Here is a 24,155-nt window from a genome sequence, read left to right as displayed (position 1 = left end):
AGCACGGATGAAGAAGACGGCGGCCTGGCTGGCGGTCCACGCCATGGAACAGCTCGGGATCAGGTTCACCTTCGGCATTCCCGGCGTCCACAACACCGAACTGTACGACGAGCTGAACAGCAGCGAGACGGTGACGCCGGTGCTGGTGACGCATGAGGGCGGCGGCGCCTTCATGGCCGATGCCGTCAGCCGGGCCGCGGACGACACGGTCGGGGCGCTGGCCATCGTGCCGGCCGCCGGCATCACCCATGCCGCGAGCGGCATCGGCGAGTCCTTCCTGGGCGGCATCCCGATGCTGATCTTCTCCGGCGGCATCCGGACGGACACCGGCCGCCGTTTCCAGCTCCACGAGATCGACCAGCTCCGCCTGATCGAGCCGCTGACCAAGGCGGCGTTCCGGGTGGAGCGGCACGAGGACGTGGTGCCGACGATCCATGAGGCGTACCGGATCGCCACGGGCGGCCAGCCCGGCCCGGTGCTGGTGGAGATCCCGGTCAACCTCCAGCTCTTCCCCGGCGAGGTCGGCGAGTTGCCGCGCTGGACGCCCCCGCCGCCGCCCGCTTCCCCCGATCCGGAGGCGGTGCGCCGGGCCGCCGACCTGCTGCTGGCGGCCCGCAGGCCGGGCCTGTTCGTCGGCTGGGGCGCGCGCGGGGCACAGGCGGAGGTGGCGGCCATCGCGGAGTTCCTCCAGGCGCCGGTCAGTACCACGCTCCAGGGGCTGGCGAGCTTCCCGGCCGATCATCCGCTGCATGCCGGCTTCGGCTTCAGCGGCTCCGCCGTGCCGGCGGCCCGCAACGCCTTCGAGGGCTGCGACGGCATGCTGGCCGTGGGCACCCGCTTCGGGGAGATCCCGACCGGCAGCTTCAGCGCGGAGGTGCCGGCGGGTTTGGTCCATGTCGACATCTGCGCCGACGTGATCGGGGCGAACTACCCGGCCGCGGTCGGCATCGTGGGTGACGCCCGGACCGTGCTGGCCGCCCTGCTGGAGGAGCTTCGGGCGCGCGGGAAACCGGCGCCGGACACGGGGCTCGCAGACCGCCTCGCGCGCGACCGGCGGGCCTGGCGGGAGGAGTGGTACGCCCATGACAGCAAGGGCCGGGTCAACCCGGCGCGCTTCTTCGACGAGCTGCGCCGGCAGATGCCCGACGATGCCGTCACCGTGCTGGACGACGGCAACCACACCTTCCTGACGGCGGAGCTGTTCCCGATCCACCGCGGCGGGCGGGTGCTGACGCCGACCGACTTCAACGCCATGGGCTACGCGGTGCCGGCCGCCATCGGGGCCAAGCTGGCGCAGCCGGGGAAGGAGGTGTTCGCCATCGTCGGCGACGGCTGCTTCCTGATGACCTGCATGGAGATCATGACGGCGACGGCGCGCGGCCTGGGCGTCATCTACTTCGTCTTCAGCGACGGGGAACTGTCGCAGATCGCCCAGGCGCAGGAGATCCCCTATAACCGCAAGCCCTGCACCGTGCTGGCCGGCGCCGACCTGGAGGGGGTGGCGCGCGCCACCGGGGCGGCGCATGTGGCGATGCAGAACGGCGACCGCATCGCCGACGCCATCGCCGAGGCGCGCCGGCTGGCCGCGACCGGCCGGCCGGTGATCGTCGATGTCGCCATCGACTACAGCAAGCGCACCGCCTTCACCGCCGGCACGGCCAAGTCCACCTTCAAACGGTTTCCGCTGTCGCAGCGGGTGCGCTTCGCGGGGCGTGCGCTGCTGCGGCGGGTGACGGGCTGACCGGCGGGGGCAGGGCGGCGCATTCCAGGATCGTGCGCTTCAGCAGCTCCGCCGAGGGGGAGAGGCCGCGGTCCCGCCGCCAGACGATGGCGAAGTGCGTCTGCACCTCCACCGGCAGGGAAAGGTCCAGGCGCACCAGTTCGCCCCGCCCCGTCTGATCGCTGACGGCGCCGGGCGGGGCGAACAGCAGCAGGTCGGACCCGGCCGCCACCGTGCGCAGCAGGCCGAAATCATCGCTGCCGACGGCGGAGCCGCCGCCCACCGGCAGGTCCGGCAGGTCGCGCAGAACCCGCTCCAGCCCCTTGGGCAGCCGCGTCAGGCCGGCAGCGTCATGGCCCCGCAGATCGGCGGGTGTCAGGCCCCGGCGCCCGGCCAGCGGATGGCCGGGCCGGGCGAAGGCGCAGATCGGCTCCACCGGCAGCCGCGCCAGCTCGAACTCCGCGATGTCCTCCAGGTCGCGGGCGTCGGCCACCAGGAAGTCGATCTCCGCGTTCAGCAGCATGGTCTTCTGGTCGTCCCAGTATCCTGCGCTGACGATGCCGCGGATGCTGGGGGCCACCTCGCGCAGGCGGGCGAGGCTGCGCGGGATCAGCGACGCGCAGAGCACGGTCCCTGCGGCGATGCGGACCTCGCTGCCGGCCTGCCGGCGGATCAGCTCGATCTCGTTGCGGATCTGCCGGGCTTCGGACAGCAGCGGCACGGAGCGCGACAGCAGCCAGGCACCCACGGGGGTCAGGCGCAGCCCCCGCGGCAGGCGGTCGAACAGGACGACGCCGAGATCCTCCTCCAGCGCGCGGAGGCTCTTGGACAGGGCGGGCTGCGAGAGGTTGAGCCGGGCGCTGGTCCGCCGCACACTGCCCGTTTCCGCAAGGGCGGCGAAATGCTGAAGCTGGCGGAGGTTCATCGGCGCGCCTCGGACGTTCCCCCATGGCTACCGGCTCCGCCGCCTGGATTCAACCGGGATTCCCAGGCTCTCCAAGGGGTGCGGCCGGCGCTCCGTCCGGGCCGTTCCGGCGTCCGAGCCCCCCGGGAACCTCACCGTGGCATCAGTACCGTGGCATCAGTGCGAACACCCCCCAGCCCAGAAACTCCCGCGTGTAAGCGGCGTAGCGCACGGGTTCCGAGGTCAGTCGGGCCCGGACTTCTTCCGCCATTCCGTCGTCGGGGTTCGTCTCAAGCCACCGGCGCATGGTGAGCCATTTCGCCGCCTCGTACCGGTCCCAGCCGTCCTGGTCGGCCAGGACCATTTCGACGACGTCATAGCCGAGGTGGCCGAAAGACGCGAGAAGGTCGGGCAGCGTGAGGAAGTCGGAGATGGCGGTGGCGAGACACCCCTTGGCGATCTCCTCGGTCGCCGGCACCTGTCGCCAGTAAGGCTCACCGATCAGGATGATCCCTCCGGCGCGCAGGCTCTGCGCCAGAAGCTCGACGGTGCCGGCGACCCCGCCGGCGATCCAGGTGGCACCGACACAGGCCGCCACACCGACCTTCTCCTCGGCGACATGGCCGGCCGCATCGCCATGGATGAAGGTGACCCGGTCGGCGACGCCGAGTTCCACGGCGCGCCGTTTCGCCTGCTCGGTGAACAACCGGCTCATGTCGATGCCGGTGCCCGTGATGCCGTGATCGCGCGCCCAGGTGCAGAGCATCTCCCCCGATCCGCTGCCGAGGTCGAGAACCCGGGTCCCGGCTTCCAGACGCAGTGCCGCGCCGAGAATGGCGAGCTTTCCGGGGGTGATCGGGTTATGAATGCGGTGGGCGCTTTCAGTGATGTTGAATATGCGAGGGATGTCCACTGTTCAATATTTCCTGTTGCGGGTTTGTGTATTACGGATATTGGCCGGTGGCCGAAGAGTGGCGGGCCGAGCGGACGGCGTCAACGTCCTTGATCCGACCGCATCGCCTGACAGGCGATAGCGTGGGCGGGCGGAGCCGGCGACGCACAGCTTCTGCAAGTCGCTTGGCGGCTGCCCGCGCGCGCGACCTCAAGGCGATCAAGGTTCCGGTCCGGCTTCCATCCCGTCGTCATGGGCAGCCACGGCCGGCAGGCTGCTCGACCGGCTGCCTTGTGACCAGCGGCCCGTGCCTGACCCACGTGCCAGAAGATGATCCCGTGCATCGGGCCTGTTCCTGAGCCGAGCACGATCCGGGTCTTCAGCCTGTCCGGGCCGGCTGGTGTGTTCATCCTTCTGTCCTTACCATCCTGCTGCCCGCGGAGGGGGCGTGTCTGCCCGTCGATAATGGGGGCCGCCCCCTTCTGGTCGGGCCCAGAGCAGACCGGATGGGACGGGCCCGCTCGCCGTCCCGGCATGTCAAGTGCTGGCATGATGGCATAAGGGCATCATGGCATGAAGGCAAGGGCATGGTTCCATGCCTTCCGGAAAGGGCCTCCCCCTGGTCATGGTGGCGGACAGGCGCCCCGCCGGGGCGGCGGCGGTCCAGTCGCTCTCCGCGCGGGTACCGCACTTGCGGCGCCGGCGGGCGGACGATACTAGGTCGGGTCGGGCCACGCGGGTCCGGGGGCGGTGATCACCCGCCATCGACCCTTGCAGGCGAGGATGGGCATGAAGGTACTTGTCACGGGCGTCGCGGGGTTCATCGGTTTCCATCTGGCCCAGGCCCTGCTGGACCGCGGCGACACTGTCGTCGGCGTGGACAACCTCAACGACTACTACTCCACCGCCCTGAAGCAGGACCGGCTGGCCCTGCTCCGGCAGCGGGAGGGGTTCCACTTCCAGCATCTGAACATCGCCGACCGCGACGGCATGGCGGCGCTGGCGGCGGCCCACCCCGACACCGCCGCGATCGCCCATCTGGCAGCGCAGGCCGGCGTGCGCTATTCGCTGACCGACCCTTTCGCCTATGTCGAATCGAACCTGATGGGCCATGTCGTCATGCTGGAGACGGCACGGCGGTTCGAAGGGTTGCGTCACCTCGTCTACGCTTCCTCCTCCTCGGTCTACGGACTCAGCGAGGCGCATCCTTTTTCCCTCGACGACAGGGCGGACCGTCCGGCTTCGCTCTACGGAGCGACCAAGCGGGCCGATGAGCTGATCAGCCATTCCTACAGCCACATCCACCGCATTCCACAGACAGGCCTGCGCTTCTTCACGGTCTACGGCCCCTGGGGACGTCCGGACATGGCGCTGTTCCTGTTCACCCGCGCCATCCTGGCGGGGGAGCCGATCGAGCTGTTCAACCATGGCAGGCTTCAGCGCGACTTCACCTACATCGACGATATCATCGCCGGCGTGGTGCGCGCCCTCGACCGCCCGCCGCCGGTGGTAGAGGGGGCCGTGCCGCACCGGGTGTTCAACCTGGGCAACAACACGCCCGTGGAACTGGAGCGCTTCGTCGCCGTGCTGGAGGATGCGCTGGGTCTGAAGGCGCGGCGGCACCTCGCACCGATGCAGCCGGGCGACGTGCTTTCGACTCATGCGGACATCGAGGAAAGCCGGCGCGTGCTGGGTTTCGAGCCCAGCACGCCGATTGAGGCCGGCATCGGGCGCTTCGTGGACTGGTATCGGGCCTACTACCGGGTCTGATCCTCCACCTTTCTTTCTGCGCCTGAGCGGGCGTGCCGACAGCGTGACCGTCCGGGCACCCCTGGAAGCCGTGAGCCTGGACGGTCGCCCGTTGCCTTTCGGGCGCTGTCACCCATTTTCATCGCCGATGTCCGTGGCAGGCCAAGGCGTCGATGTCCGGGGCCGCGGCCCGCGGGATCATTGACGGCAGGGCCGAAACGTCCGGCATCGGAGCCTCGGTGCCTGCGGACCCGCCTATGTGGACAATTCTCTCCCCCATACCATGCCCTTTGCCATGCCCCTCCCCGGGAGGGCTGACCGGCCGGGCCTGCCCGCTGGATGGACGGGGGGCTGCGCTTGCCGACTGATCTGCCCGATCCGGATGCGCTGCGCTCGCCGCTGCTGGTCCGTTTCTTCAGCCGCGTGATGGCCCGGCACATGGCGTCCGGCTTCCATGCCGTGCGCCTGATGCGGCCCGGCGTACCCGCCCTGCCGGCCGACCGGCCGGTGATCGTCTACTGCAACCATCCCTCCTGGTGGGACCCGGCTTTCCTGATCCTGCTGGCATCGCGGGCCTTTCCCGAACGGCGCAGTTTCGGCCCGATGGATGCGGCGGCCCTGGTCCGTTACCGCTTCATGGCCCGCATCGGCCTGTTCCCCGTCGAACCCGACACGGCTGCCGGCGCCGTCGCCTTCATGAAGGTCGGACAGTCCTTGCTGTCCCGGCCCGACGCCATGCTGTGGGTTACGGCGGAAGGCCGGTTCACCGATCCCCGCGCGCGGCCGGTGCGGCTGCGCGGTGGAATCGCCCATCTCGCCTGCCGGCTGGAGCGGGTGACGCTGCTGCCATTGGCGCTGGAATACCCGTTCTGGGAGGAGCGGACGCCCGAGGCGCTGGCCCGGTTCGGCACACCGCTGCTGACGGAGCCGGGCAGCGGCCTGACGCCGGCGCGCTTGCAGGAGATGCTGGAGGACCGGCTGGAGGCCGCCATGGACGATCTGGCCCTCGCGGCCCGGAGCCGGGACCCTGACCGCTTCGCCACGCTGCTGCGGGGGCGGACTGGTGTGGGCGGTGTCTACGACCTGTGGCGCCGTTGCAAGGCCTGGGTCCGTGGAGAGCGTTTCGATCCTGCCCACGGGAGCGCCGCAGCAGGGACGGCCGGACGGAAGGAACCGACATCTTGATCCTGATTGCCTGGTGCGCCCTGGGGCTGGCGCTGCTGCCGCTGCTGCTGGGGCTCTGGAACCTTGTGCTGTTCCGCGCGCCGCCGGCGGCCCGGTCCGCTCCGGTCTCCGGCGTGTCCGTGCTGATCCCGGCCCGCAACGAGGAGGCCAACATCGGCGATGCCGTGCGCAGCGTGCTGGCCTCCCGCGACATCGAGCTTGAGGTCGTCGTGCTCGACGACCATTCGACGGACGGAACGGCGGCCATCGTCAGGGACCTGGCAGCCGCCGACCCCCGTGTCCGGCTGGAGATGGCGCCGCCGCTGCCGGCGGGGTGGTCGGGCAAGCAGCATGCCTGCCGGGTGCTGGCGGACCGGGCGCGTTTCGACCTCCTGCTGTTCCTGGATGCCGATGTGCGGCTGTCGCCCGGGGCCGTCGGCCGCATCGCGGCTGCTCTGGGAACCCGCGACGTCGCCCTGACGAGCGGCTTCCCGCGCGAGCTTACGGGCAGCCTGCCCGAGCATCTGGTGATCCCCTGGATCCATGTCCTGCTGCTGGGCTACCTGCCGATGGCCTTCATGCGCCTGCTGCCCACCGCCGTGGGCTTCGGCACCGGCTGCGGTCAGTTGATGCTGGCACGCAGGCAGGCCTATATGGCAGCAGATGGGCACGCTGCCATCCGTGCCAGTCTGCATGACGGGGTGAAGCTGCCGCGGGCCTTCCGCCGTGCCGGCTTCGGCACCGACCTGTTCGACGCCACGGACCTTGCCACCTGCCGCATGTACCGGGGCTGGAAGGAGGTCTGGCCGGGTTTCTCCAAGAACGCGACGGAAGGCATGGCGACGCCCGTGGCGCTGCCGGTCTGGACCGTACTGATCGGCGGTGGCCATATCCTGCCCTGGCTGCTGGCTCCGGGCGGCTGGGTCGCCGGAGCCGGGACGGTGGCGCTTCTGGGCCTGGGCGGCATCGCTGCCAATCTGGCGTGGCGGGCGCTGCTGGCGTGGCGCTTCCGCCAGAGCTGGACCGGGGTGCTGTTGCATCCCGTGGGCGCCGGGGTGCTGCTGGCGATCCAGTGGGGCGCCCTGTTGCGGCGTGGGCGCCCGGCGGAATGGCGTGGCCGGAGCTACTCCGCCGTCTGAGCGGGCCCGATCTGTCCTGGAATGTCGCGGACGGCCGGGCCGGGAGGTCGGCTTCCGTGTTCTAGCTGGACACGGACAGTCAGAGGTTCCCATGCGCGATCAGCCCGGCACCGCCGAACAGCACGCCCCGTTCCGGGACATCCATCTCCGAACGGGATCGCGCATCGAGGAGGGATCACCCTTCCCGCTCGGGGCCACCTGGGACGGGCTGGGCGTGAATTTTGCCCTCTTCTCCGCCAACGCCACCAAGGTGGAGCTGTGCCTGTTCGACGCCGAGGGGCGACGCGAGCTGGAACGGATCGCGCTGCCGGAATACACCGACGAGGTCTGGCACGGCTATCTGCCGGATGCGCGGCCCGGCACCGTCTATGCCTACCGGGTCCATGGCGCCTACGAGCCGCTGGCGGGGCACCGCTTCAACCCGAACAAGCTGCTGCTGGACCCCTATGCCAAGGCCCATGTCGGCAGCCTGCGCTGGTCCGACGCCCTGTTCGGCTACCGCGTCGGTTCCCGCCAGGGCGACCTGGGCTTCGACCGGCGCGACAGCGCGCCCGCCATGCCGAAGTGCCGTGTCGTCGATCCGGCCTTCACCTGGGGCCGGGACCGGCCGCCGGCGATCCCGTGGACCAGCACCCTGTTCTACGAGACGCATGTGCGCGGCCATACGATGCGCCATCCGGCCGTTCCCGAAAGCCTGCGCGGCACCTTCGCCGGCATGATGCAGAAGGAGGTGATCGACTATATCCGCAGTCTCGGGGTCACCTCGGTCGAGCTGCTGCCGATCCATGCCTTCGTGGACGACCGTTATCTGATCGAGAAGGGCCTGCGGAACTACTGGGGCTACAACTCGATCGGCTTCTTCGCCCCCGATCCGCGCTATCTGGCCGGGCCGGTCATCAGCGAGTTCAAGGAGATGGTCGCCCACCTGCACGATGCGGGGATCGAGGTGATCCTGGACGTGGTCTACAACCACACGGCGGAGGGCAACGAGATGGGCCCGACGCTGTCCTTCAAGGGCATCGACAACGCCAGCTACTACCGGCTGCTGCCCGACCAGCCGCGCTACTACATCAACGACACGGGCACCGGGAACACGCTGAACCTGAGCCATCCGCGCGTGCTCCAGATGGTGACGGACTCCTTGCGCTACTGGGTCACCGAGATGCATGTGGACGGGTTCCGCTTCGACCTCGCCACGATCCTGGCGCGCGAGCCCTACGGCTTCGACGAGGGTGGCGGATTCCTGGACAGTTGCCGGCAGGACCCGGTGCTGTCCCGCGTCAAGCTGATCGCAGAGCCCTGGGACATCGGGCCGGGGGGCTATCAGGTCGGCGGCTTCCCGCCCGGCTGGGCGGAGTGGAACGACCGCTTCCGCGACACGGTGCGGGCTTACTGGAAGGGCGACGAGGGGCGGCTGCCCGACCTTGCGGCGCGGGTCACGGCCTCGGGCGACGTGTTCAACCGGCGCGGCCGCAAGCCGTGGTCCAGCGTCAACTTCGTCACCGCCCATGACGGCTTCACCCTGAACGACCTGGTCTCCTACAACGACAAGCACAACATGGCGAACGGGGAGGAGAACCGCGACGGCCACTCCCACAACCTGTCCTGGAATCACGGCGCGGAAGGGGCGACGGCCGACCCGGCGATCCTGGAACTGCGCGAGCGTCAGAAGCGCAACATGCTGGCGACGCTGTTCTTCTCCCAAGGCACGCCGATGCTGCTGGCCGGCGACGAGTTCGGGCGCAGCCAGGGCGGCAACAACAACGCCTACTGCCAGGACAACGAGATAAGCTGGCTGGACTGGCAGGGCATCGACGACCGCGGGCAGGACCTGGCCCGGTTCGTCCGGCGCCTGATCCGCATCCGCCAGATGCACCCGCTGCTGCGCCGTGGTCGCTTCCTGACCGGCGCCTACAACGGGGACCTGGGCGTCAAGGACGTGACCTGGCTGACGCCCTCGGGGGAGGAGATGACGCCCGAGCACTGGCAGGACCCCCATGCCCGCTGCCTGGGCATGCTGATGGACGGCCGGGCCCAGCCAACCGGCATCCCGCGCACGGGCAACGACGCGACCCTTCTGCTGGTCTTCAACGCGCACCACGAGGAAGTGCCCTTCACCCTGCCGGAGGTCGCCGGCGGGCGGGCCTGGGCGACGCTGGTGGACACGGCGCGGCCCGATCTGGAGAACGGCGAGAGCCTCGGTCCCGGCGAGGTGTTCGGGGTGCCCGGGCGCGCGCTGCTGCTGTTCGAACTGGTGCGCCCCCGCGGGCACCGCGTATCGCCTGCGTCCGAGTGAAGGCGGGACGTTCGGAGTACGCCGACGGAACCCGGTCGTCGCGGCCCGATCTTCAGAAGTCGTTAAGCACCCCGGTGATGATCTTGGGGCGGGTCGGCGCACAGGACACTGACTGCCGCCACCGTCCCCTTCACCGGAGAGTCCAGACCATGACCCGCTTCATGCAGCCCGATCTTGAGGATGCGGCCTTCGTCCAGGCACGGCTTCTGGACCACTTCATCGCCCTGGCACGGGACGCCGCCGAGCAGGAAGGCGGCTTTACCCGGGAAAGCATCCGCGATCTGATCGAGGCGTTGCGGGAAGAACGGCGTACCGTGGGCCAACTGGCGAGGCCCCGTCTGATCGGCCACTGATGGCGATCCGGCAGGCTGATCCCTGTCTTACGGAGGCTCGACAGGTGATCGGCAGAGGCATGCCGGTTAATACGAATGAGCCGGACAATCCGCCTGCGAATTCTAGGTACGCACGGACCTTCCGGTTATACTTCCGCTGTTCGCGCTAGACCTTCGCGCCCGGGGTTGCACCCGGGCGTTTTTTTGCGCCGCACAGTCGCCTGCCGGGCCTGGAGGGTCAAGAGCACCTGTCGGCTTATCCCGTTGGAACCGACAGCCTTGACCGGCCGAGTGACTCCCATGCAAGGCGATCCGGTTTTCCTGGTGCTTCTTCCGGCGGCTGTTCCGACCGCGGTGCGGACCCCTGCAGGGCGCAGGGACATCTTCACCGCACATCGGGAGACGCAGAGCCTGTAGGCTCTGCCCATGGCAGCGCCGCCACCGCCAGCCGGCGAACCTGCCCCCAACGAGAAGAACTCCGGAGGAAATGCGCCATGCCCGATACTCTGACCAAGCTTCCCGATGTGCGTGCCGTGGTCGGTGAGGCGGAGTGGAAGGTCCGGGAGGATCTTGCCGCCTGCTACCGGCTGGTCGCCCTGTTCGGCTGGGACGATCTGGTCTTCACCCACATCTCGGCCCGTGTCCCCGGGCCGGAGCACCATTTCCTGATCAATCCCTATGGCCTGCTGTTCGAGGAGATCACCGCGTCCAGCCTCGTGAAGATCGACCTTCATGCCAATGTCGTGCTGGACACCGGATTTCCCGTCAACCCCGCCGGTTTCACCATCCATTCGGCCGTGCATGAAGTGCGCGAGGACGCGCAGTGCGTCATGCATCTGCACACCCCGGACGGCACGGCCGTGGCGACGATGAAGGAGGGGCTGCTGCCGCTGAACCAGACGGCGCAGCTCATCCTCGGGGATCTGGCCTATCACGACTATGAGGGCGTGGCGCTCGACCATGACGAGCGGCCCCGGTTGCAGGCCGATCTCGGGGACCGCTCCACCATGCTGCTGCGCAACCACGGCACCCTGACCCTGGGCGCCACGGTCGCCGAGGCCTTCACCCGGATGTATTTCCTGGAGCGGGCCTGCCAGATGCAGGTACGGACCCTGTCGCAGGGGCGCGAGCTGTACCCGACCGCGGACGCTGTCATCGGGAAGAACGAGGCGATCGGCAGGATGGGCCTGACCCAGGCGGCCAACCTGCTGATCTGGCCGGCGCTGCTGCGCAAGCTGGAACGGACCGATCCCGGCTACAGGCAGTAGGCCCGGGTCGCCGGTAGAGAGGGGGGGGACGGGGCGGCGGTTCCCGCCCCGTCCCCCGACGGCAGCGTCAGGGCCTGTAGCCGGCCGGGCCGCGTGGCCCCGGCGTGCGCAGCGGGGCGGCGAGGTTGGCGAATTCGCACAGAAGGGACCGGGTTTCGCGCGGGTCGATGATCTCCTCGACCGAGAAATGCTCGGCCGTGCGGAAGGGGCTGCGCATGCGCTCCAGCCGGGCCTGGATCTCCGCCATCCGGGCGGCCGGGTCGGGCGCGGCCTCCAGCTCCGCCCGGTAGGCGACCTCGATCCCGCCCTCCATGGGCAGGCTGCCCCAGTCGCCCGACGGCCAGGCGTAGCGGTAGCGCAGCCGGGCATGGTTCATCATCCCGGCCCCGGCGACGCCGAAGGCGCGGCGCAGGATGATGCTGCACCAGGGCACGCTGGCCTGGTAGACGGCGGCCAGGGCGCGGGCTCCGTGCCGGATGGTGGCCGACTTCTCCGCCTCCGGCCCGACCGAGAAGCCGGGCACGTCCACCAGATGCACGACGGGCAGATGGAAGGTCTCCGCCAGATCGACGAAGCGGATCAGCTTCTGCGCTGCCGCCGCGTCCCAGGCGCCGCCGAAGACGAACGGGTCCGTGGCGATCAGGGCCACCGGCCAGCCGTCCAGCCGCGCGAAGCCGGTGACGAGCGAGCGGCCATGGCGCCGCCCCATCTCGAAGAAGCTGCCCTGGTCCACCAGCGTCTCGATGACCGGGCGGATCTTGTAGACCTGCCGGCGGTCGCGCGGGATGGCCGACAGGAGGCTGTCGTCGCGGCGGGCGGGATCGTCCCGTCGGGCGCCGCGGGGCGGTGCCTCGTGCACGGAAGAGGGCAGGTAGGAGAGGAAACGCCGGGTCCGCTCGAACGCCTCCTCCTCGCTCGCCACCTCATCGTCGATGGCGCCGGCCCGGGTGTGGACCGAGGCACCGCCCAGATCCTCCTTGTCCAGGCTGGGGCCGATGCGCGCGACGACCGCCGGGCCGGCGATGAACATCTGCGCCGTCCCTTTCACGATCAGCGAATAGTGGCTGGAGACCGCCCGCGCCGAGCCAAGCCCGGCCACCGGACCCAGGGCCAGCGAGACGACGGGCACGGTGGCGAGATTTGCCACCACCCAGTCCCATCCCGGATTGAAGGGAACATAGGTGAATCCCATCGCCTCGTAGGACTTCACCGAGCCGCCGCCGCCGGTGCCGTCGATCAGCCGCACGATGGGCAGGCGCAGTTCGTTGGCCATCTGCTCGGCCATGATCTGCTTCTGGAAGATGCCGGCGTCCGCCGCCCCGCCGCGCACCGTGAAGTCGTCGCCCCCGACCACGACGGGGCGGCCGTTCAGCCGGCCCCGCCCGAACAGGAAATTGGCCGGGGTGAACTCTTCCAGCGTGCCGTCGCCGGAATAGCGCGCCTGTCCGGCCAGACTGCCGATCTCACGGAAGGTTCCGGCATCGAGCAGCTTGCCGATCCGCTCCCGCACGGTCAGGCGGCCGTTGGCATGCTGGCGGGCGACCTTCTCCGGCCCGCCCATGCGCTGTGCCAGCTCCTGGCGGCGGCGCAGTTCCTCGATCTCCGGCTCCCAGACCATCCGACGCTTCTCCCCAGGTCCTTGTATCTCCGGGCACTGATGGCCCTTGCCCCGAGTAGGGAGGGCGGGGCCGGAGCGGTCAAGGGGGAGCAAGCGAAGTCAACGGCTTGGTGATGGCAGGCGCCGCTCTGCGGCCGGATCAGGCGCGACCGACGGGCGGATCGAGCAGGGTCAGGAGCTGGGCCATGTCGGCCGGCAGGTCGGCGTCCGGCGGGCTGGAGACACAGTAGCGTTCCAGCCGGGCGCCGTCCGCGATGGCGGCGAGCATCTGTTCCAGCCGGACCAGGGTGGCGGGATCGCAGCTTGCCACGGCCCGCGTGCAGGACTGCACGATGCGGGTGCGGCGGGCCGCGAAAGCGGATCTGGATGCGGTCATGACGCCCCCCTGGAGTGATGGCCCGAGACTAGGCTTCCCGGGTTAAAGCCGGTTTCAAGCCCGAGCGTCCCGTCTTCAAACCCGCTTTAATCCCGCCCGGCTAGGGTTGCCCCCGAGAACGCCTGTCATTCGGAGGGATTCACCATGCTGCCGATACCGATCCAGACCGCGCCCTCCGGGACGGCATCCGCGGCTGCCGGCCAGAGCGGTGGGGCGGTTCAGGGCAGCAACGGCACGGCGTCGGCAGGGGGCGCGGCGGCAAGCGGCGCGACCGGGATAGCCGGCTTCCTTGCCGCGCTGGCACTCGTCCAGCCCCAGGGCGATGGCGAGGGGGCGGCGGTTGCCGGACAGCCCAGGCGAGCCAGGCCGACGGAAGGTGAGGCCACGGGACTGGAGGGGCAGGCGCCGCTTGTCGCGCCCTTTCCGATGATCGCACTCGCTCCCGTGGTGCCGGCGGAGTCCACGTCCGTATCCGCCAGCGGCGGGGTGCTGCTCCAGGCCGCTCCGGCCGTGTCGTCTGGAACGGCTCCGGCTCCCGTCGTCGGGATGCCGGCGCACAGACAGGGGGGGCAAGGCATCGCCGGCGTTCCCCCGGATGCCGGCGGGACAACTCTGTCCGGGCCTTCCGGCAGCGTCGATGCCGTGCCCGGGACCGTTCCATCGACTGCGCCTGCCCCTCTACAGGAGACGGCATCCCGTGCGGGTCAGCCGGCGGGGCGGGACGGGGCTGAGCGGCAGACGCGGGCCGATAGCGCCGTCCAGTCCCTCGCCGCCGCGGTCCGCCCCCCGGTCAGGGCCGCTGCGACCGGCGCGGAGGTGGTCCGTCCCGCGGCCTCCGTGGACGCGGCTGCCACGCTTGCCGACGGCACGGCCACGCTGCTGCCCGATGCCGTGGCGCCGGCTGCCGCCGCCGTGGCGCCGACGGTCGTCGCCGGTGATGCCGCCCGCGCGGCGGCGGTGCATCAGGCGGGGCGCGCCGGGGCTCCCGGTCCCGCCGCGCAGATCCATGTCCAGATCGAACGGGCCGTGGCCGATGGCGGCCCCCGGAGCTTCACCGTCCACCTGGAGCCTGAGGAGCTGGGCCGCGTGGAGGTCAAGCTGGAATTCCAGGACGGGCGCCTGCACGCGCTGGTGATGGCCGACCGTCCCCAGACCCTTGATCTGCTGCAACGGGACGCCCGCCTGCTGGAACGCTCCATGGAACAGGGCGGGCTCCGGCTGCAACAGGACGGACTCCAGTTCAGCCTGCGCGAAGGTGGCGGCCAGAACGGCGGCCAGGGCGCCTCGCAGGGGGGCGATCCGCTGCACCGCGGCGCCCGCCTGCTGGCAGCCGTCGGTGAAACCGCCGGCCCCGCCGACCCCGTCCGTTCCCGAGCGGTGGACGGACTGATCGACATCCAGGTGTGAGGTTCAGAGCATGACCACCGTTGCCCCTCCGTCCGCCGCCGGCTCGCAGCAGACCACCGCCGACGTGGCGAGCGTCCGGCTGGCCCAGGACACCCAGTCCTTCCTGAAGCTGCTGACCGCGCAGCTTGCCAACCAGGACCCGATGGCGCCGATCGACGCCACCCAGTTCGTCACCCAGCTCGCCCAGTTCTCCTCCGTGGAGCAGGCGGTGCAGTCCAACACGCGGCTGGCCGAGGTGCTGGGGGAGCTGCGCTCCAGCAGCGAGCGGCTGGATCTGGCCTATGTCGGCCGGACGGTCGAGATCGAGTCCGATGCGCTGCCCCTCATCGGCGGCGGCGCCAAGGCCAGCTATACCGTTCCGGAAGATACCGAGAAGACGGAGATCCGCATTCTGGACCAGAAAGGCACCATCGTGCGGACCCTGGAGGGCAGCAGCATTCCGGGCAGCCATCTGCTCACCTGGGACGGGCTGGACGACAGCGGCGTCAAGCTTGCGGACGGCATCTACCAGATCGACGTGGCGCCGCGGAATCCCGCAGGTGACCGGCTGGGCAGCACCGTCCAGACGGCGGACACGGTCGAACGGGTCCGCCGGGTGGATGGCGAGACCGTGTTCGTCATGCGCAGCGGTCTTCAGGTCCAGCGCGACCAGATCGTCTCCGCCGGCTGATTCTCTGGCACGCGGCCCGTCAGCCGACGAACCAGATGCCGGCGACCTTGTGGAGCCGCTCGACCTCCTCCAGCGACAGTTCGACACGACGGCGGGACAGGGTCAGCCCGTAGAACCGTCCGTCATCGTCCTGGCGCAGGTAGAAGGCGAGCGGCGACCAGCTCACCCGGTTCACCACGAGGTCGCCGAGCGCCGGTGCGCGGCCGGGATGCACATGCAGGACGACCCCCGGCATCAGCGCCGGCGCGTTCGACAGATCGTTGATGGTGATGGCATAGGCGTCCGGCACGGAGCGGAGCTGCGCCGGCGCATCGACCCTGCCGATGGGTTCCGCCGCATCCCCGACCCGGGCCAGATCGCGCCCGTCATAGAGCGGCAGGGTCGCCGGTTCCGGGGCGATCATGGCACGCAGGGCGCTCGCCTCCCCGACCAGGTCGGAGGGCGCGATCTCGAAGGCCCGGGCCAGCTTGGCGACATGATCGGGGCGCAAGGGGCGGACGCCCGTCTCCAGCTTGGACAGTTCCCCCTTGGACAGCCCGACCTTCGCGGCCAGCGCGGACAGACTCATCCCCCGGGCAGTGCGCAGGCTGCGCAGACGGCTTGAATCACGGACGGGAACGTCGGGCGGCATGGCGGACCTGATAGTTTCCTGACGGAAACATACACGATCTGCGTGCGCCGGGAAGGGGTCGCATCCGCGCAGGTGACAGGCTTGTCTGTCCGGGACCTGCGCCTCTTGGCCGCAGCGGGGTGTGGCCTCAGGTGGCGCGGTTCTCCTGCCGTACCAGCTTGGAAAGATCCAGGCTGCGCACCCGGTCGGGGCCGATGGCATCCCGTGCCGCCTCCAGCAGCGCCGCGGACAGGGCTGCCGGATCGGCCGTACCGGGATCGAGGCGCCCCTCGGCGCCTGCGTCGATCAGGGTCGCCAGCATCCGGTCATGCAGAATCGGCATCAGTTCGGACGGGGCGCTGCCGGGGGCGAGGCGCAGGCTGATGGCGGCGGCCACATACCCGGCGATCCGTCCCTCCCGCCAGATCGGTACGATGATCTGCCCCAGGTCCGCCAGCATCTCGATATCCTTCGACCCCAACGCGGCCCCTGGGGGCGGGTCGGCCGGCGGCGTGGCGGGGACGGGCTGCACGACCACGCGACCGAGCGCGAAGCCGAGCACCGCACTGGACGCCACAGCGGCCAGGAAAAGGCGGGGGCTGGAGGCCATGGCGGTGTTTCCGTCGGGCTCAGAAGGGCAGCACGACGTCCAGCACCTGCTGGCCGATACGGGGCTGCTGCACGTCCGTGATCTGGCCACGGCCGCCATAGGCGATGCGCGCCTCGGCGATCTTCTCGTAGCTGATGATGTTGCGGGTGCTGATGTCCTCGGGCCGGATGACGCCGGCGATGCGCAGCTCGCGCAGCTCGAAGTTCACCCGCACCTCCTGCTTGCCGGCGATCACCAGATTGCCGTTGGGCAGCACGTCGGTGACGACGGCAGCGACCTTGAGCTGGATCTGTTCCTGCCGGTTGACCGACCCGGCCCCGGTGCTGGAACTGGAGCTGTTCAGGTTGACCAGCCGCTCGGGGTCCACCGCATCGGGCAGCACGGCGCCCAGCCTGCTCTCCAGCCCCAGGAAGTTCGGCGTCCCCATCTGCTCACCGGAGGCGCGGCTGCGCTGGGTCTGGTTGCGGATCTGGGCCTGCTCGGACATGTCGATCACGACCGTGACGATGTCGCCCACCCGCTTGGCACGTAGATCGCGCAGGAAGCCGGTGGACCCGGTGCGCCAGAGGGAGGCGGGCTGGCGTGCTTCGGTCGAGGGCACCGGCATGGGCATTCTGACCAGCCGTGCCTCCGTCTGCATGCCGGGATCCTCGATGGGCGACATGGCAGGCGCCCGGCCGAGATGGTCGAACTGTCCGGCGCAGCCGGGCAGGCTGGCCAGGAGAAGCAGGGCGGCGGCGGGGCGGATGCGGGGCATGGGCTGATTCCTGATCGGATCGGGACGGACGTCAGGGCGAAGCCGAGACGACACCGGGGCCGCTGACGACGCCGGTGATGGTGCGGTTGCTGTCCAGGTTGATGACCCGCACCACGTCGCCCACCCCGCCGCTCTCCAGGGCGCGGCCCCGGGCGGTCAGGAGCAGGGCGCCGCTGCGGAATTCCAGGGTCACCGGCTTGCTGCGCTCGACCACGACGGGCTCGCCGACGGACCCGGACTGGACCAGCCGGCCGGGCACCAGGGCGCGGCGGACCTGCTTGCCGATCAGGTCGGTCGGGGCGACGACGGCGCGGGCGCTGACCTGATCGGCGCGGACGGGGAGGGAGGCCAGATCGCCCGGCTGGATGATCTCTCCGGGCGTCAGACGGCGGTTCGGCACGGCGGCCTCGATCTCCGTCCAGGCGCTGCCCTCCACCGCGAAACGCCCTTCCGCGGCGACGAGGATCGCTGCCACCCGGCCGGAACGCGGATCGTAGCGGAGCGTCTCCACCCCGATGATGTCGGCCGGCCCCTCCTGGTCCAGCCGCACGCGCAGCTCCCCCTCCGGCAGCGAGCCGCCGAAGCGCCGCACCATCTCGTCTGCAACGGCCTCGCCGGCATTCGCCAGGGCGGGGGCGGGAAGGACGAGGATCGCCAGCAGGGGGAGCAGGTATCGCATGATCGCCTCAGCGCATCTGGGTGACGGTGTTCAGCATCTGGTCGCCGGCTTCGACGACACGGCTGTTCATCTCATAGGCGCGCTGGGCCGAGATCAGGCTGGTGATCTCCTGCACGATGTTGACATTCGCTGCCTCGACATAGCCCTGGCGGATGCCGCCATAGCCGAGCTGGCCGGGGATGCCCAGGATCGGGATGCCGGAGGCGGGCGTCTCGCGGAACAGGTTGTCGCCCATCGCCTCCAGACCGGCCTCGTTGACGAAGGTCGCCACCTCGAACTGCCCCACATTCTCCGGCTCCGTCTGGCCGTCGATGAAGGCCAGAACCTCGCCGTTGCGGTTGATCGCCACCTTGCGGGTATTGTCGGGCACCGTGATGTTGGGGCTGACGGTGTAGCCGTCCACCGTGACGATGGTGCCCTCGGGCGAAAGCTGGAAGTTGCCGGCGCGGGTATAGGCGGTGTCCCCGTTCGGCAGGGTGATGACGAAGTAGCCGCGGCCGTCCAGGGCCACGTCGTAGTCATTCTCCGTGGGGGTCAGCGGACCCTGGCCGTGCATGCGGCTGACCGCGGCCGGCTTCACGCCCAGGCCGAGCTGGATGCCGGCCGGCACGATCGTGTCCTGATCGGAGGATTCCGAGCCCGGCCGGACCTGGGCCTGGTACATCAGATCCTGGAACTCCGCCCGGCTGCGCTTGAAGCCGACCGTGTTCAGGTTCGCGATGTTGTTGGAGATGACCTCCACGTTGAGCTGCTGGGCCATCATGCCGGTGGCCGCGATGTTCAGCGTGCGCATGCTAGTCTCCTTGGTGCGGCGTCCGTCCGCGGCCTCAGGTGGCCGGGCCGCCGAGCTTGGAAATGGCCGTCTTCTGACGTTCGTGTTCGGATTCGACCATGCGGTTGGCCTGTCCGTAGGCCCGGGTCAGTTCGACCAGCCGGACCATCTCGGTGATCGGCTGCACGTTGGACCCTTCGACCGCGCCCTGGATCAGGGTCGCGCCCTCCGCGGGCAGCGGATCGCCGTCGTAGCGGACAAGGCCCGAGCCGTCGCGCTCCAGGTCGCCGGCCGCGGGCAGCCGGGCGAGGCCGAGACGGCCCAGCTCCTCCACCTCGCCGTTCTCGCTGTCCACGGCCGGGGCTCGGATGGCGCCGTCGGCGGTGATGGCGATGGCGCCGACATCCTCGGGCAGGGTGATCTCGCCGCCGCCCTCGTCCAGCACCGGATAGCCGTCCAGCGTGACGAGCCGGCCGTCCGGGTCGCGGTTCAGACGTCCGTCGCGGGTGTAGCGGATGCCGTCGGGGGTGGCGACGCTCAGCCAGGCATCGCCGCGCACCGCCACGTCCAGCGGATTGCCGGTGGAGGCGACGGTGCCGTCCCGCGTGTCGGTGTAGGTCGCGCGGTCGATGACGAAGGCGACCTTCTGACCCTTGCCGGCCTTCTCGACAAAAGCATCGAAGACCGGACGTTCTGCCCGGAAGGCCGCCGTGTTCATGTTGGCGACGTTGTTGGCGGTGACGTCCAGCATCCGGCGCACAGCCATCTGCTGGGACAGTGCCACGTACAGCGAATTCTCCACGGGACCGCTCTCCGGCAATGGGCGTGGGAGGTTTTGAAGCGGCTTTAATGTGGCGACGCTAGGTTAAACGGGCGTTCAAGTTTCCAAGAAGTTGCCGATGAAAACGACGCTCCCCGCTGCCGCCCTCATGGCTCTCCTCGTTTCCAGCGGCGCCCAGGCGGACCCGCCGGTCGCCGCCGAGCTGCGGCTGCGGCCCGGCGCCACGGAACTGGTGCTGCCCGGACTGGCATCGGCGCGCCGCGCGCTGATCCAGGACGCCTGTTCGGCGACCCTGTCGGTGTCGGCTCCGGTGGACATCGGGAGCCTTCCGACACGGCCGCTCGGGAGCGTTCTCTCCCTGTCGATGGCCAGTCCCGAGACGCTGGTCGTCGGCGTGCCCTGCGGGGCCCGGGTGGAGCTGAAGGGGCGGCGGGGCGATCTGGTCCTGGCGGTGAGTGCGGTGCCGATGCCGGATCGGAAGCCGGCACCCGGCACGGTCGCAGCCCGGAGTGTCGCGTCCGCCGCGTCCGGAGGTGCATCCGGAGAGCCGGCAGCGGTCGGCACGTCGGCCGGAAGCGCCGGGGGGGAGACCGTGCGGACGCAGGCGGCAGCGGCGACCGTCGCCCCGGCCCCGGCCCCGGTCACGGAAGGGCAGGCGCGCCATGTGCGCCAGGCAGTGGCCGACGCCCTGGAAGCCGTGGAGCGCGATCCCGACACCCGGCCCGGCACTCCGGCAGCGGACACCGGGGCAGCCCCCCGTGCCGCCGGCAACGGCGAGCCGGTTCCGCGTCCTGCCGATCCCACGGCGTCGCCCCCCGTCGGCGCATCGCCTGTCGCCACAACGCCCGCGCCTGCGGCGCCGCCGGCGCCTGCCCCGGCGCAGGGGCCTGCGCTGTTCGATCTCGCGGCATGGCGGGTCGAGCCGTTCCGGGCCCGCCGCTCCGCCCTGCGGGAAGCCGCGGCCCGTCCCGATGCCCCGGAGGCGCGGCGCGATTTCGCCCGCTTCCTGCTTGCCTGGGGCCTGGGACCCGAGGCTGCGGCGGCCGCCCGCGCGGCCGGCGACGGGCCGCTGCTGGCGGCAGCGACCCTGCTGGAGGAACCGGACGCCACAGCGGCCGACTGGCTGGCCGGACCGGAGGCGCTGACCCATGCGGACGGGCCGTTGTGGGCTGCGGTCCTGCTTGCGCGCCGGGGGCGGCCGGCGGAGGCGCTGCCGCTGCTGCCGGCTGCCGACAAGGCGCTGCCGGGCCTTCCGGCTGACCTGCGCGGTGCCTTCGCACTGGACCTGCTGGCGGTGGCGGCCGGTGCGGGCCGCGACTCCGTCGGACGTGATCTCGCCCGGATCGCCGAGGAGGCGGGGCTGGCGGAACCGGACCAGGCCCGTCTGCATCTGCTGATCGGTCGTCTGCATGAGGGGACCGGCCGCAAGGATCTGGCCCTCGAACAGTACGACAAGGCGGCGGTCCTGCCCGGTGAGGCCGGAGCCCGGGCCAGACTGGCGGCGGCTGACCTGCGTTTCACCCGCGGCGACCTGGATGCGCCGGGACTTCGCTCCGTGCTGGAGGACATCGCCCGCGACTGGCGGGGCGGCGAAGTGGAATTCCGTGCGCTGGCGCGGCAGGCCGGGCTGTCCCGTGCCGAGGGGCGTCCTGTGGAGGCGTTGGATACGCTCCGGCTCCTGGTCGATCGGTTCCCGGCGTCGGAAGCCCTGGCGGCGGAGACGGCCCGGGCGGTCGGGGACTTCACGGCCATGCTGGCCGCTGGTCCCGCCCCTGATCTGGTGGCGGCGTTCGAGCGCAACCGCGCCCTGGTGCCGGCGGGCCGGGCCGGGCTCGACATCAGGATCGGGTATGCCCGCCTGCTGGCGGCCCAGGGGCTGACGATGGCTGCAGCGCGCGAGCTGGCCCAGGTGGCGCAGGCCCTTCCGCCGACGGAGGCCGGCCCGGTCCGTCAGGAACTGGCGCTGCTGGAACTGACGGCAGGCCGGCCCGAGGCGGTCGCCACGCTGGTGCCCGAGGACACGCCGGAGGCCCGCGCCGTCCGGGCGCGGGCGGCGGCGGTGACCGGCAATGCGGACATGGCCCTTGATCTGATCGGCACGCCCAAGGACGCCGCAGGGCTCACGGCCCGGGGCGATGCGCTGTGGCGGTCGGCCCGCTGGCCGGAGGCTGCCAGGACCTACGATCTTCTGGTGCAGGCTCTCACGGCCCTGCCGGCCGATGATGCCGGCCGGGCCGGGCTGCCGGACGCGGTCGGGCGCCTGGGGGTCGCGTCCTATCTGGCCGGTGATGCACAAGCGCCCCGCCGTCTGCTGGCGGCGCATGCCGATCTGCTGGCCGGCGGGCCCTGGGCATCACAGCTCGCCGCCCTGGCCGAAGAACGCACTCCGCCGGCGGGAGCGGCCGGGATGGACCGGCTGCTGGCCGAGACCGACGCGCTGCTCCGCCTGTCCGCCGCGAGCCGAACCGAAAACCGGCCTTAATCGGGCGCGGGCACACTCGCCCCGTCCCAACACCCGCTCCGGAGGGAAACCATGAACCTGATAATCGGGTCGATCATCGTCATCGGCTCCGTCCTGGGTGGGTTCGCCGCCCTGGGCGGCAATCTGGGGGTGCTCTGGCAGCCCTTCGAGGTCCTGATCATCTGCGGCGGCGCCGTCGGCGCCTTCGTCATCGCCAATCCCAGCCAGGTGCGCCGGGACACGGTGCTGGCCCTGCGCGAGCTGTTCCGCGGCACCCGCCGCAAGCAGGGCGACTATCTGGACCTGCTCGGCGCCCTCTACACCGTGCTGCGCATGGCGCGGACCAAGGGGCTGCTCTCCCTGGAAAAGGATATCGAGCGGCCGGAGGACAGCCAGATCTTCCAGCAGTTCCCCAGCGTCCTGGGGCATGAGCGGGCGATGCGTTTCCTCACCGACTATCTGCGCCTGATGTCGCTCGGGGCCGACCGCTCGCACGAGATGGAGGCTCTGATGGAAGAGGAACTCTCCACGCTCCAGAAGGAACTGCAGCGGGTCTCCCACGCCTTGCATGTCGTGGCGGAGGGACTGCCCGCCCTGGGCATCGTCGCGGCGGTGCTGGGCATGATCAAGGCCATGGGCTCCATCGCGGCACCGCCGGAGGTCCTGGGGCACATGATCGGCGGGGCGCTCGTCGGCACCTTCATGGGGGTGCTGCTGTCCTACGGCTTCATCGGTCCGCTGGCGGGGGCCGCGCACCGCATGCGCGACGAGGAGCTGAAGTACTTTCAGTGCATGAAGGCCGGCCTGACCGCCTATCTGCACGGCTCGGCCCCGGCGATCTGTGTCGAGCACGCCCGCAAGGTGCTGTACTCGGAAGTGCAGCCGAGCTTCTACGATGTGGAGGAGGTGACCACAGCCGCGGCGGCCCGTCTGACCGAACGTCAGAAGGCGGCCTGAACCATGACGGGAAAGCCCCAGAAACCCCAGATCGTCATCAAACGCCGCGCTCAGGAAGAATCGGACGAGCTTGAGGGCAACGGTACCTGGAAGATCGCCTATGCCGACTTCGTGACGGCGATGATGGCGTTCTTCATGCTGCTCTGGCTGGTCAATGTGACAACACCGGAACAGCGGCACGGGATTGCCGACTACTTCAACCCGATCGCCGTGTCCGACGCGAATTCCGGTGCGAACGGCCAGTTGGCCGGTCAGTCGGTGGCGCGCGAGGGGGCGTTGACGAGCAATGCGGCGAGCGCCTGGGAGACCATTCCCACCGCGCGCGTGCCGACCCTGTCGCCGCCCGGCCCGGACAGGGAACTGGATGACGGCGAAGGTGGGGGCGCCTCGGCCCAGGAGAATGCCGAGAGTGCGCCGGCCGATGGCAATGGCACTCCGATGACGGCCGCGCTGGAGCAGCAGCTCCAGCAGGTGGCCGCGGAGGAACAGAGCTTCGACCGCATCGAGCAGTCGGTCCGCGATGCGCTGATGTCCGCCGTGGATCTGGCCGATCTGTCGCAGAACCTGGTGTTCGAGCGGACCGCGGACGGACTGCGCATCCAGATCACCGACCGGCCGCACTTCTCCATGTTCGACTCCGGTGCGACGGACCTCAACGGTCGTGCGGTGACCCTTCTGGGCATCGTTGCCGAGGCCCTGTCCGGGGTGCCGAACCGTATCGCCATCAGCGGTCACACCGACGGACGGCCGTTCGCCGCCAATGCCCGCTACGGCAACTGGGAACTGTCCGCCGACCGGGCGAACGCCGCCCGGCGTGTCCTGCTCCAGAAAGGCATCCAGCCGGGCCGGGTGGCGCGGGTGGAGGGGCTGGCGGACACGCTGCACCTGCTGCCGGAGGACCCGGGCGATCCCCGCAACCGGCGCATCAGCATCATCGTGATGCGCCGCGTGCCGCTGCCCGGCGCGTCCGTTTCCCAATAGGAAACGATCCGC

The 24,155-nt window shown here is 70.3% G+C and carries 22 protein-coding genes; 12 read left to right on the top strand and 10 right to left on the bottom strand.

Features of this window, described 5'->3' with window-relative positions; genetic code table 11:
- Positions 1 to 7: 7 nt before the first annotated feature.
- Positions 8 to 1,741 (top strand): thiamine pyrophosphate-binding protein, encoded by a 1,734-nt coding sequence (locus RC1_RS01085; RefSeq protein WP_012565475.1) that lies wholly within the window; start codon positions 8 to 10, stop codon positions 1,739 to 1,741.
- Here RC1_RS01085 and RC1_RS01080 read toward each other — a convergent pair.
- Positions 1,671 to 2,645: a LysR family transcriptional regulator gene (locus tag RC1_RS01080; RefSeq protein WP_041785049.1), complete on the bottom strand. Its 975-nt coding sequence runs from the start codon at positions 2,643 to 2,645 to the stop codon at positions 1,671 to 1,673. The two genes, RC1_RS01085 and RC1_RS01080, sit on opposite strands and share 71 nt — an antisense overlap.
- A gap of 142 nt (positions 2,646 to 2,787) precedes the next feature.
- Positions 2,788 to 3,537 carry an SAM-dependent methyltransferase gene (locus RC1_RS01075; protein WP_012565474.1) on the bottom strand — a complete coding sequence of 250 codons (750 nt, stop codon included), beginning with the start codon at positions 3,535 to 3,537 and terminating at the stop codon, positions 2,788 to 2,790.
- A gap of 768 nt (positions 3,538 to 4,305) precedes the next feature.
- On the opposite strand from RC1_RS01075, the gene RC1_RS01070 reads away from it, so the two are divergent.
- From RC1_RS01070 to RC1_RS01045, 6 genes are all read left to right on the top strand, one after another.
- Entirely contained in the window at positions 4,306 to 5,286 is a 981-nt protein-coding gene (locus tag RC1_RS01070; RefSeq protein WP_041785048.1) for an NAD-dependent epimerase/dehydratase family protein, read from the top strand.
- Between the two features lie 336 nt (positions 5,287 to 5,622).
- Positions 5,623 to 6,450 (top strand): lysophospholipid acyltransferase family protein, encoded by an 828-nt coding sequence (locus tag RC1_RS01065; RefSeq protein ID WP_234703815.1) that lies wholly within the window; start codon positions 5,623 to 5,625, stop codon positions 6,448 to 6,450.
- Positions 6,447 to 7,568, top strand: coding sequence for a glycosyltransferase family 2 protein (locus RC1_RS01060; RefSeq protein ID WP_012565471.1), 1,122 nt, complete (start codon positions 6,447 to 6,449; stop codon positions 7,566 to 7,568). The genes RC1_RS01065 and RC1_RS01060 overlap by 4 nt, the downstream gene beginning before the upstream one ends.
- Before the next feature lie 91 nt (positions 7,569 to 7,659).
- On the top strand, positions 7,660 to 9,864 hold the full coding sequence (glgX, locus tag RC1_RS01055) for a glycogen debranching protein GlgX (RefSeq protein ID WP_012565470.1): 2,205 nt from the start codon (positions 7,660 to 7,662) through the stop codon (positions 9,862 to 9,864).
- 149 nt (positions 9,865 to 10,013) lie between these two features.
- Positions 10,014 to 10,217: a hypothetical protein gene (locus RC1_RS01050; protein ID WP_012565469.1), complete on the top strand. Its 204-nt coding sequence runs from the start codon at positions 10,014 to 10,016 to the stop codon at positions 10,215 to 10,217.
- Between the two features lie 473 nt (positions 10,218 to 10,690).
- Positions 10,691 to 11,464 (top strand): class II aldolase/adducin family protein, encoded by a 774-nt coding sequence (locus tag RC1_RS01045; protein WP_012565467.1) that lies wholly within the window; start codon positions 10,691 to 10,693, stop codon positions 11,462 to 11,464.
- A 67-nt stretch (positions 11,465 to 11,531) separates the two neighbouring features.
- Here RC1_RS01045 and RC1_RS01040 read toward each other — a convergent pair whose 3' ends face one another.
- Together RC1_RS01040 and RC1_RS01035 are read right to left on the bottom strand one after the other, a co-directional pair.
- Positions 11,532 to 13,082: an acyl-CoA carboxylase subunit beta gene (locus RC1_RS01040; RefSeq protein ID WP_012565466.1), complete on the bottom strand. Its 1,551-nt coding sequence runs from the start codon at positions 13,080 to 13,082 to the stop codon at positions 11,532 to 11,534.
- A 139-nt stretch (positions 13,083 to 13,221) separates the two neighbouring features.
- Positions 13,222 to 13,458, bottom strand: a complete 237-nt coding sequence (locus RC1_RS01035; protein ID WP_012565465.1) for a hypothetical protein — start codon at positions 13,456 to 13,458, stop codon at positions 13,222 to 13,224.
- 816 nt (positions 13,459 to 14,274) lie between these two features.
- Between RC1_RS01035 and RC1_RS21640 the strand changes: the two genes are divergently transcribed.
- A complete protein-coding gene (locus RC1_RS21640; RefSeq protein ID WP_184446220.1) occupies positions 14,275 to 14,865 on the top strand; it encodes a flagellar hook-length control protein FliK in 591 nt (196 codons plus the stop codon).
- Between the two features lie 10 nt (positions 14,866 to 14,875).
- Positions 14,876 to 15,535, top strand: coding sequence for a flagellar hook assembly protein FlgD (locus RC1_RS01025; RefSeq protein WP_012565463.1), 660 nt, complete (start codon positions 14,876 to 14,878; stop codon positions 15,533 to 15,535).
- Positions 15,536 to 15,554: 19 nt separating this feature from the next.
- Here the strand turns inward: RC1_RS01025 and RC1_RS21930 are convergent, their stop codons facing one another.
- The 6 genes from RC1_RS21930 to flgF all read right to left on the bottom strand — a co-directional run bounded on the left by RC1_RS21930 (position 15,555) and on the right by flgF (position 19,765).
- Complete coding sequence (locus RC1_RS21930; protein ID WP_012565462.1) at positions 15,555 to 16,166, bottom strand: helix-turn-helix domain-containing protein; 612 nt, start codon at positions 16,164 to 16,166, stop codon at positions 15,555 to 15,557.
- A gap of 127 nt (positions 16,167 to 16,293) precedes the next feature.
- Positions 16,294 to 16,755, bottom strand: coding sequence for a hypothetical protein (locus tag RC1_RS01015; RefSeq protein WP_012565461.1), 462 nt, complete (start codon positions 16,753 to 16,755; stop codon positions 16,294 to 16,296).
- Between the two features lie 19 nt (positions 16,756 to 16,774).
- Complete coding sequence (flgH, locus tag RC1_RS01010) at positions 16,775 to 17,512, bottom strand: flagellar basal body L-ring protein FlgH (RefSeq protein ID WP_012565460.1); 738 nt, start codon at positions 17,510 to 17,512, stop codon at positions 16,775 to 16,777.
- A 31-nt stretch (positions 17,513 to 17,543) separates the two neighbouring features.
- On the bottom strand, positions 17,544 to 18,191 hold the full coding sequence (flgA, locus tag RC1_RS01005) for a flagellar basal body P-ring formation chaperone FlgA (RefSeq protein WP_012565459.1): 648 nt from the start codon (positions 18,189 to 18,191) through the stop codon (positions 17,544 to 17,546).
- A gap of 7 nt (positions 18,192 to 18,198) precedes the next feature.
- The gene (gene flgG / locus RC1_RS01000) at positions 18,199 to 18,984 is read right to left on the bottom strand and encodes a flagellar basal-body rod protein FlgG (RefSeq protein ID WP_012565458.1); all 786 of its coding nucleotides are present in this window, start codon (positions 18,982 to 18,984) and stop codon (positions 18,199 to 18,201) included.
- 34 nt (positions 18,985 to 19,018) lie between these two features.
- Positions 19,019 to 19,765, bottom strand: a complete 747-nt coding sequence (gene flgF / locus RC1_RS00995) for a flagellar basal-body rod protein FlgF (RefSeq protein WP_012565457.1) — start codon at positions 19,763 to 19,765, stop codon at positions 19,019 to 19,021.
- A 97-nt stretch (positions 19,766 to 19,862) separates the two neighbouring features.
- Here flgF and RC1_RS00990 point away from each other — a divergent pair, with 97 nt between their 5' ends.
- Genes RC1_RS00990 through RC1_RS00980 form a run of 3 tightly spaced genes read left to right on the top strand, consistent with a single transcriptional unit; the run spans position 19,863 to position 24,143 of the window.
- Positions 19,863 to 22,226, top strand: coding sequence for a tetratricopeptide repeat protein (locus RC1_RS00990; RefSeq protein ID WP_148213348.1), 2,364 nt, complete (start codon positions 19,863 to 19,865; stop codon positions 22,224 to 22,226).
- A gap of 51 nt (positions 22,227 to 22,277) precedes the next feature.
- Entirely contained in the window at positions 22,278 to 23,162 is an 885-nt protein-coding gene (motA, locus tag RC1_RS00985; RefSeq protein WP_012565454.1) for a flagellar motor stator protein MotA, read from the top strand.
- 3 nt (positions 23,163 to 23,165) lie between these two features.
- Entirely contained in the window at positions 23,166 to 24,143 is a 978-nt protein-coding gene (locus tag RC1_RS00980; RefSeq protein ID WP_012565453.1) for a flagellar motor protein MotB, read from the top strand.
- The last annotated feature ends 12 nt before the right edge of the window (positions 24,144 to 24,155 follow it).

It is taken from the genome of Rhodospirillum centenum SW, assembly GCF_000016185.1.
Lineage (GTDB): Bacteria > Pseudomonadota > Alphaproteobacteria > Azospirillales > Azospirillaceae > Rhodocista > Rhodocista centena.
This window is presented reverse-complemented; position numbering and strand designations above follow the sequence as displayed.